Origin of the sequence: Hymenobacter edaphi (genome assembly GCF_003258365.1) — a bacterium.
Taxonomy (GTDB): domain Bacteria; phylum Bacteroidota; class Bacteroidia; order Cytophagales; family Hymenobacteraceae; genus Solirubrum; species Solirubrum edaphi.
This window is the reverse complement of the sequence record NZ_QHKM01000030.1, coordinates 1-856: the sequence shown is the minus strand read 5'-3', so window position 1 is coordinate 856 and position 856 is coordinate 1. Positions and strand designations below refer to the sequence as shown.

The following is an 856-nucleotide window of genomic DNA, read 5'->3' as shown; positions in this document are numbered from 1 at the left end:
TGTTGGGGAATTAAGGTAGTCGGTTGAGGCACAGGGTGACGTTTGCCCAGAGAATCCAGGCGGCGTGGCTTTCGGGCGTGTACTCGTAGTCCATGACTACCCGTCGGAAGAAGTTGAGCCACGCAAAAGTGCGCTCCACCACCCAGCGGCAGCCGACCGGGACAAAGCCGCGCGTCGACGGCGGCCGACTGCTGACCTCATGCCGTAGTCCGCGCGCTAACACGCCTTCGGCAAAGTGGCCGCGGTAGGCGCAGTCGGTGACGATGGTGGTCAGGCGCGGGCCCCACTGGCGGCGCTGCAATAAAAGCGGCACCGCGCCGCGGCTGTCGTGCTGGTTGGCCGCGTGCGCGCGGCAGGCCCAGATGCGGCCTTGCCGGTCCACCAGCAGCTGCCGCTTGCGCCCGTTCACACACTTGCCGCCGTCCGTGCCGCGGTGTTCGGCAATGCGCGGCGCGAGTTTCACACTTTGGCTGTCCAGGCACAGCACGGCCGGCGTGGCCGCCTGCCCCTGCGCTTGTCGGTCCGCTTCATTCAATGCCCGGTTCAGGCGTTGCAGCGTGCCGTCCTGTTGCCAACGGCGGAAGTAATAGTACACGGCCGTCCACTTCGGAAACGCCGTCGGCAGGCTGCGCCACTGGCAACCCGAGCGACACACATAGCGCAACGCGTCCACCACCTGGCGCAAACACAGGCGCCGTTTGCGTTGCAGCGGTAAGAGCAGAAGCATACCTTGCCACTGCGAGTCAGTGAGGGGTTGATAGCCGTCAACCATAATGCGACCGAGAGCCTAGGAACTCCCGGCGCAACTTACTGGCTCGTTTTCTTTTACCCCAACAGCAATTCCCCAACACGCTCT

1 protein-coding gene is annotated in these 856 nt (G+C 64.3%); it reads right to left on the bottom strand.

Annotated elements, in window-relative coordinates; translation table 11 throughout:
• Positions 1 to 10: 10 nt before the first annotated feature.
• A complete protein-coding gene (locus DLM85_RS24765) occupies positions 11 to 772 on the bottom strand; it encodes an IS5 family transposase (protein ID WP_111480870.1) in 762 nt (253 codons plus the stop codon).
• Positions 773 to 856 lie beyond the last annotated feature (84 nt).

Bases quoted from the DNA above. Each gene is read 5' to 3' on its own strand.
- DLM85_RS24765 (WP_111480870.1), bottom strand. From the start codon at position 772: ATGGTTGACGGCTATCAACCCCTCACTGACTCGCAGTGGCAAGGTATG.